Annotated in this window: 6 protein-coding genes and 1 pseudogene; 5 read left to right on the top strand and 2 right to left on the bottom strand. The window is 67.6% G+C overall.

The genetic code is table 11. The features are described from left to right. The 5 genes and pseudogenes from nifJ to KBZ07_RS13695 all read left to right on the top strand — a co-directional run. Positions 1 to 2222, top strand: a pseudogene (nifJ, locus tag KBZ07_RS13715) (pyruvate:ferredoxin (flavodoxin) oxidoreductase); the annotation flags it as partial. Beyond that, positions 2219 to 3250 carry a dihydroorotate dehydrogenase-like protein gene (locus tag KBZ07_RS13710; RefSeq protein WP_254932136.1) on the top strand — a complete coding sequence of 344 codons (1032 nt, stop codon included), beginning with the start codon at positions 2219 to 2221 and terminating at the stop codon, positions 3248 to 3250. The pseudogene nifJ and the gene KBZ07_RS13710, both read left to right, overlap by 4 nt. After that, entirely contained in the window at positions 3247 to 4317 is a 1071-nt protein-coding gene (gene hypD / locus KBZ07_RS13705; RefSeq protein WP_396124088.1) for a hydrogenase formation protein HypD, read from the top strand. The genes KBZ07_RS13710 and hypD overlap by 4 nt, the downstream gene beginning before the upstream one ends. A 9-nt stretch (positions 4318 to 4326) precedes the next feature. Beyond that, positions 4327 to 5322 carry a hydrogenase expression/formation protein HypE gene (gene hypE, locus KBZ07_RS13700; RefSeq protein ID WP_254932135.1) on the top strand — a complete coding sequence of 332 codons (996 nt, stop codon included), beginning with the start codon at positions 4327 to 4329 and terminating at the stop codon, positions 5320 to 5322. A 104-nt stretch (positions 5323 to 5426) separates the two neighbouring features. Beyond that, complete coding sequence (locus tag KBZ07_RS13695) at positions 5427 to 5660, top strand: DUF3136 domain-containing protein (RefSeq protein ID WP_254932134.1); 234 nt, start codon at positions 5427 to 5429, stop codon at positions 5658 to 5660. On the opposite strand, the gene KBZ07_RS13690 is transcribed toward KBZ07_RS13695, so the two are convergent. Both KBZ07_RS13690 and KBZ07_RS13685 read right to left on the bottom strand, forming a co-directional pair. Beyond that, positions 5657 to 6166 carry a hypothetical protein gene (locus KBZ07_RS13690; protein ID WP_254932133.1) on the bottom strand — a complete coding sequence of 170 codons (510 nt, stop codon included), beginning with the start codon at positions 6164 to 6166 and terminating at the stop codon, positions 5657 to 5659. The genes KBZ07_RS13695 and KBZ07_RS13690 overlap by 4 nt on opposite strands. A 59-nt stretch (positions 6167 to 6225) precedes the next feature. Then, positions 6226 to 7224 carry a methyl-accepting chemotaxis protein gene (locus KBZ07_RS13685; protein WP_254932132.1) on the bottom strand — a complete coding sequence of 333 codons (999 nt, stop codon included), beginning with the start codon at positions 7222 to 7224 and terminating at the stop codon, positions 6226 to 6228. Positions 7225 to 7416: the final 192 nt, after the last annotated feature.

Raw genomic sequence — 7416 nt, 5'->3', positions numbered from 1 at the left:
ACCGATTTGTATGCCCAGGGCTATTTCGTTTACGACTCCAAGAAGTCGGGTTCGGTCACGGTGTCGCACCTGCGCTTCGGGCCCCAGCCGATTCGCTCCACCTACCTGATCCAGCGGCCCACGTTCGTGGCCTGCCACCAGTGGGATTTTGTCGAGCGCTTCGATCTGCTGGCCGGCATCGAGCCCGGCGGCGTGTTTCTGCTCAACAGCCCCTTTGCGCCAGCAGACACCTGGACGCGGCTGCCGCAAGCCCTGCGCGCTCAGATCCGCAGCAAGGGGATTCAGGTGCAGCAGATCAATGCCTACCAAGTGGCGCGCCAGGCGGGCATGGGGCCCCACATCAACACCGTGATGCAGGCCTGCTTCTTTGCCCTCAGCGGCGTGCTGCCGCGCCAGCAGGCCCTCGCCCGGATTCGCCACTCGATCGAAACCAGCTACCGCCGCAAGGGTGAGGCCGTGGTGGCGATGAACCTGGCGGCCCTCGACGCCAGCCTCGAGCAGCTGGTGCCCCTCGATTGGACGAGCCTCGACGGGCCCGCCTGCCTGCCAGCACCAGAAGACCGTCTCGCCGCGGCCCCGGAGTTTGTGCGGGAGGTGATCGGGCCGATGCTGGAGCGCCGCGGCGACGCCCTGCCGGTGAGTGCCCTGCCCTGCGACGGCACCTGGCCGGTGGGTACGGCCCGCTGGGAGAAGCGCAACATCGCCGCTGCGGTGCCGGTGTGGGAAACGGACCTATGCGTGCAGTGCGGCAAGTGTGTGCTGGTGTGCCCCCATGCGGTGATCCGCGCCAAGGTGGGCGCACCGGAGGTCTTCGCCGCAGCCCCCGAGGGCTTCCGCACCGCCCCCGCCCGCGACCCCGCCTTTGCCGGCCAAACCTTCACCATCCAGGTGGCCGCAGAAGACTGCACCGGCTGCGCCCTGTGCGTGGAGGTGTGTCCCGCCCGCGACCGCAGCGAGCCAAAGCGCAAGGCGATCAACATGGCTCCGCAGCGGCCCCTGCGCCAGCAGGCCCGGGGCAACTGGGACTTTTCCTGCAGCTGAGCGAGGTGCCCCGCGCCGAGCTCAACCTGCACAAGATCGGCCAGCAGCGGCTGCAGCAGCCCCTGTTTGAGTTTTCCGGCGCCTGCGGCGGTTGCGGCGAAACGCCATACCTCAAGCTCGCCTCCCAGCTGTTCGGCGATCGGATGCTGATCGCCAATGCCACCGGTTGCAGTTCGATCTACGGCGGCAACCTGCCCACCACCCCCTGGAGCGCCAACGCCGAGGGGCGGGGCCCGGCCTGGAGCAATTCCCTGTTTGAAGACAACGCCGAATTCGGCTATGGGATGCGGGTGGCGCGCGACCAGCAGCGCCAGATGGCGCTCGATCTGCTGGAGCGGTTGGTGGGCCAGCCTGAGCCTGCCGAGCTGCCGCCCCCCTTGCTGGAGGCCCTGCGCAACGCCGACCAGGGCGATGAGGCCGGCATCGTTGAGCAGCGCCAGCGGGTGGCCGAGCTCAAGGCGCGCTTGGCCGTTATGGAGCAGCCCGAGGCCCGCCAGCTGCTGGAGCTAGCCGATGCCCTGGTGAAAACCAGCGTCTGGCTGGTGGGCGGCGATGGCTGGGCCTACGACATCGGCTTCGGCGGCCTCGACCACGTGCTCGCCAGTGGCCGCGACGTCAACGCCCTGGTGCTCGACACCGAGGTGTACTCCAACACCGGCGGCCAGGCCTCCAAAAGCACCCCCCGGGGGGCGGTGGCCAAGTTTGCCGCCGCCGGCAAGGCGGCCCCCAAAAAAGATCTGGGCCTGATGGCGATGACCTACGGCACTGTCTATGTGGCGAGTGTGGCGATGGGGGCCCGCGACGAGCACACCATCCGCGTATTTCTGGAGGCCGAGAGTTACCCGGGGCCGTCGCTGATCATTGCCTACTCCCACTGCATCGCCCACGGCATCGACATGGCCCAGGGCATGGCCCACCAGAAGTTGGCGGTGGATTCGGGCCGCTGGCTGCTCTACCGCTACGACCCGCGCCGCGCCGAGCGCGGCGAGACTCCCCTGCAACTCGACAGCCCGGCGCCAAAGCGCTCGCTCAAGGAGGCGATGGAGCAGGAAAACCGCTTCCGCATGCTGCGCTACAGCCAGCCGGAGCGGGCCCAGGCCCTGGTGCGCCAGGCCCAGCGCGAGCTCGAATGCCGTTGGGCCACCTACCGGGCCCTGGCTCAGCCAGCCCCCAAGCCATGATCCCTGACCTCTCCACCACCTATCTCGGCCTGGCCCTGCGCAGCCCCCTGGTGGTGGGCGCTGCCGAGCCCCTCAGCGAGGAGCTGGACCAGCTGCAGGCCCTGGAGCGAGCCGGGGCGGCGGCGATCGTGCTCCATTCGCTGTTTGAGGAGCAGATCGAGCAGGAGCAGCTCGACCTGCACCGCCATGCCATGGCCGGCGCCGATAGCTATGGCGAGGCGCTCACCTATGTGCCGGAGCCATCGATCTTCCATGGCGGGGAAGACCTATACCTGCGCCATCTCGAGCAGGCCTGCCAGCATCTGGCGGTGCCCGTGATCGCCAGCCTCAACGGCACCAGCGGTGGCCGCTGGGTGGAGTCGGCGCGGCGGATCGAGGCGGCGGGCGCCTCGGCCCTGGAGCTCAACATCTACGCCATTCCCACCGACCCCGAGCTCTCCAGCGCCGCCATCGAAGCCGAGCTGGAGGAGATCGTGCGCCAGGTGCGCGCCGAGGTGCGTTTGCCCCTGGCGGTGAAGCTCAGCCCCTTCTTTACTAACCTCAGCGCCATGGCCCGGCGCCTGGCGGCGGCAGGGGCCGATGGGCTGGTGCTGTTTAACCGCTTCTACCAGCCAGATATCGATATTCAGGCGATGGAGGTGCGGCCCAACCTGCTGCTTTCCACCCCCCACGATCTGCGCCTGCCGCTGCGCTGGATCGCCCTGCTGCACGGCCGCCAGCCCCTGGATCTGGCCGCCAGTGGCGGCGTGCACCGGGGCACCGACGTGGTGCGGCTGTTGATGGCGGGGGCTGCGGTGACCCAGGTGGTGGGGGCATTGCTGCGCCACGGCCCCGAGCGCTTGGCGGGCCTGGAGCAGGAGCTCTCCATTTGGCTGATGGAGCACGAGGTGGCCAGCGTGGCGGAGCTGGTGGGCTGCATGAGCCAGCAGCGCTGCCCCAATCCGGCCGAATACGAGCGGGCCCAATACATGCGCGCCATCCAGGGCTACCGCCCGGCCGATGCCCGCCAGGCGCCGGGCCCCTGGTGAGCGCAGATCTGTCAGCCCAGCTGGCTGCCAGCGCCAGCCGCCCCTGGACGGTGATGGAGGTGTGTGGCGGGCAAACCCACGCCATCCTGCGCTGGGGGCTCGACCAGTTGCTGCCGCCAGGGCTGCGGCTGATCCATGGGCCCGGCTGTCCGGTGTGTGTGACTCCATCTGAGCTCATCGATGGGGCCCTGGAGCTGGCGGCCAGGCCGGAGGTGATCCTCTGCTCCTACGGCGACATGTTGCGGGTGCCCGGCAGCGCCGCCGGCGCCGATCTGCTCGGCGTGCGGGCCGGCGGCGGCGACGTGCGCCTGCTCACCTCGCCCCTGCAGGCCATCGCCCTGGCCCAGGGCTCGCCCACTTGCCAGGTGGTGTTCCTGGCGGTGGGCTTTGAAACCACGGCACCGGCCACGGCCCTGCTGTTGCGCCAGGCGCGGAAGCTGGGGCTGGCCAATCTCAGCGTGCTGCTGGCCCATGTGCGGGTGGCGCCGGCGATGGCGGCGCTGCTGCAGGATCCCGCCAACCAGGTGCAGGGCTTTCTGGCGGCCGGCCACGTGGCTGCGGTGATGGGCACCGCCGAGCTCAGCGAGTTGGTGGCACGCCAGCGGGTGCCGGTGGTGGTGACGGGCTTTGGGCCGGCCGATGTGATGGCGGGCCTGGTGCAGCTGGTGCAATTGCTCGAGGCCGGTACCCCGGCCCTCGCCAACGCCTACGGCCGGGTGGTGCGGGAGCGAGGTAACTGTTCGGCCCAGGCCTTGCTGAAGGAGGTGTTTGTGGTGGTGGATCGGCCCTGGCGGGGCCTGGGCACCATCGCCGGCGGCGGGTTTGGTTTTGCCCCGGCCTACCGGGGCTTCGACGCCCTGGAGCGCTTTGGCCTGGCCCCGGCCCAGGGCGGGCCCCAGCCTCAGACCCCCTGCATCAGCGGCCCGATCCTGCAGGGCCGCGCCATCCCCCCCGACTGTCCGGCCTTTGGCTCGGCCTGCACCCCGGAGCGGCCGCTGGGGGCACCGATGGTGTCGAGCGAAGGGGCCTGCGCCGCCTACTACCGCTACCGGCGCCAGGCCCCATGAGGGATCGCCATGGGTGAACGCATCCAGCTGGCCCATGGCGGTGGCGGAACCCTGATGCAGCAGCTGATCGACCAGGAGCTGCGGCTCCTCTACGCCGATCCCGCCCAGGTGCTCCACGATGCGGCCCGGCTGGAGTTGCCCGCGGGCCCGCTTGCCTTCAGCACCGATGGCTATGTGGTGCAGCCGCTGGAATTTCCCGGTGGCGACATCGGCAGCCTGGCGGTGATCGGCACCGCCAATGATCTGGCGATGGCAGGGGCCCGGCCCCTGCACCTCAGCGTGGCGATGATCCTGGAGGAGGGGCTGCCCCTGGAGTTGCTGCGGCGCCTGGTGGCCTCGATGGCGGCGGCGGCCCGGGCCTGCGAGCTCACGATCGTGACGGGCGACACCAAGGTGGTGGAGCGGGGCAAGGCCGACGGCATATTCCTCACCACCAGTGGCATCGGCGTGGTGGAGGCGCCGGCGCCGATCGATCCCACGGCGATTCACCCGGGCGACCAGCTGCTGGTGAGCGGCGACCTGGGCCGCCATGGGGTGGCAATCCTGGCAGCGCGCCACGGCCTGGCGCTGCAGCCGCCCTTGCTCAGCGACTGCGCGCCCCTCTGGCCCCAGGTGAGGGCCCTGCTGGAGGCGGGCGTGGCGATCCACTGCCTGCGCGACCTCACCCGCGGCGGCCTGGCCAGTGCCCTGCAGGAGCTGGCGGAGGCGGCTGCGGTGGAGCTGGCGATCGAGGAGGGGAGCCTGCCGGTGCTGGAAGCCGTGGCGCGCACCTGTGAGCTGCTGGGCTTTGAACCCTTGCACCTGGCCAATGAGGGTCGCTTTGTGGTGGTGGTGCCGCCATCGGCCCGCGATCAGGCCCAGGCCCTACTGGCGGCCAGCGGCGGCGGCTGGATCGGCAGCGTGCGGCCGGCCAGCAAGGGAGCACGGGTGCTGCTCACCACGGCTCTGGGCACCGAACGACTGCTGCTGCCCCTCAGCGGTGAGCTGCTGCCCCGCATCTGTTGAGGCTGAATTGTCCCCGGATGGGGGGATCGGTAAACCGGTTGTTGGGCAGAGAGTAAAGCCTGTGTTCATAAGGGATCTGCCTGGATCCCAAGGTTGCCTTCTCCATGACCGCATCCCCAACCGCACCCGGGCTCACCATCGGTGAACTGGAAGCCAACTACTCCCTTTATTGCAAGGCCATGCGTCTTTTGATTCGGGAGGGTAAATCAATCGCCAAGGTACGTCGCACCGTCTGCTGGCAGCGGCTTGAGATTCTGCACAACTGTCTGCCGAGCCAATACCGCGAGCCCGACTATCTCTTCGCCCTGCTGCAGCGGGAGTTGAAGGCCCAGCTTTAGCTGGCACTCCGCAGCCAGAGGGCCAAGCCCCCGCCCCGGCCGCGGGCTGCCAGCCAGCTGGGCTGACTGGCGATCAGGGCAAAAAAGGGCCGCCGCTTTGGCTGAGGCTGGCGCTGGATCGGTTGCCGCCAGATGCTGCGCGGGCCGAGCCGCAACTCCAGCTCCTCAAACCAGAATTCCAACAGGGGCCGCTTGCCCCGCAGGCTTCCATGGCCGCGAAAGCGCAGCTGGATCGGGCCCAATTGCACGCTGTTTTGCACTGAAAAAAGGGGGCCCCTTGCCGCCGCCGGGCTCTCGTCAACCACGGCGATCGTGAGGCTGGCCTGAAGTTGGCGCAGCAGGGCAGCGGTTGCGCCTAGGGGCTTGGCCTCTGCCTTACTCCAGAGTTGCTCTAGCCGCCAGCAGCCCACCAGCTCGGCCAGGCCAACTCCGCTGCCGCCAGCTCGACTTTGGCGCTCCAGGGCCAGGAGTTCAGAGCCGCTGGGCAGGGCAGGGGGGGATTCCATTCAGGAGTGCAAGAGGAGTGCAAGGGGAGTGCAAAAGGAGCTATTGGGGGTGTGATGCTTCAGCGGAGTGGGCGGGGACGGGATTCCACCATCATCTCGAGGATGCTGACAACATCGCGAAGCCCCTTGGCCTGGGCTGTCAACTCCTCTGCCGCCGCCGAGCCCTCAACGGCCCCTGAGGCCGATTGCTTGGTCACCCGTTCGATCTGGTCAATGGCCGCACCGATCCGTTCGATCGCCTGCAGCTGGTCACGGCTTCCCAGTCGTACTTCCTCAACAAGGGAACGCACCTCAGCCGATTGGCCAGCGAGTTCGCGAATCGAGCCGGCCACCTGATCCACCTTCGTTCTGCCGAGCCGCGTGCGGGCACTCGATTCCTCGATCAGAGCTGCCGTTTCGCGGGCCGCCTTGGTGCTCCGCTGGGAAAGGTTCCGCACCTCCTCGGCCACTACTGCGAAGCCGAGGCCAGCCTCACCGGCCCGGGCCGCTTCGACCGCCGCATTGAGGGCCAGGATGTTCGTCTGAAAGGCGATCTCATCGATCACTTTGTTTATCCTGGAGATGCGGTCACTGGCCGCGTCTATTTCTTCCATGGCACCCACCATTTCGGCCAGTTGCCCTGTGGCTTCCTGGAATTTCTGCTGCTCGCGTGACACCAGCTCGCTTGCGTTCTGGGTGCGCCCGGCGTTGCTGGTCGCCATGCTTCCCATCTCCCTTGCCGAACCGGAGATTTCCTCGAGGGCCGCCACCTGTTCCGAGGCCCCATCGGCGAGGTAGCGGCTGGAAGAGGCAACCTGGGAGGCGCCTGTGGCCACAAATCCTGAAGTGGAGGAGAGCTCCTCAATGGCGCCGTGGAGTTTGTTGCTGTGGTGACGCAGGCTGAACCAGGTTGAGATGGCGGCGGTGGAGGCGATCAACATGCCTGCAATCATCACCGAATCGCCAAGCCGGCGGGCATTTTCGGCGGTTGTTTCGGTTCGTCTGTCGAGAAGGTTCTCAAACTCACCGATGGGATCCATGATGAGTTTTTTGTCGGAGTGATATTTAGAATCGTGCATTATCCGGCGGGCTAAATCTAGATTGGGCGCCGCCTGGCGCGTGTAGCCTCCCATGCCATCGGCAAATCTGCCTTTTATGGCATTCATCGCGATGGTTTCGGTTGTTACTAAAGCGTTTGAATTATCTTCGGCCTGTTTTAGCTTGGCAAACTCTTCGACACTAAATCCCTGCTCCTGCATCAGCTTTCGCAG

The sequence above is a fragment of the Cyanobium sp. BA20m-14 genome, assembly GCF_024346295.1.
Note: the sequence above shows the minus strand (reverse complement) of the source record. Positions and strands in the feature narration are given on the sequence as shown.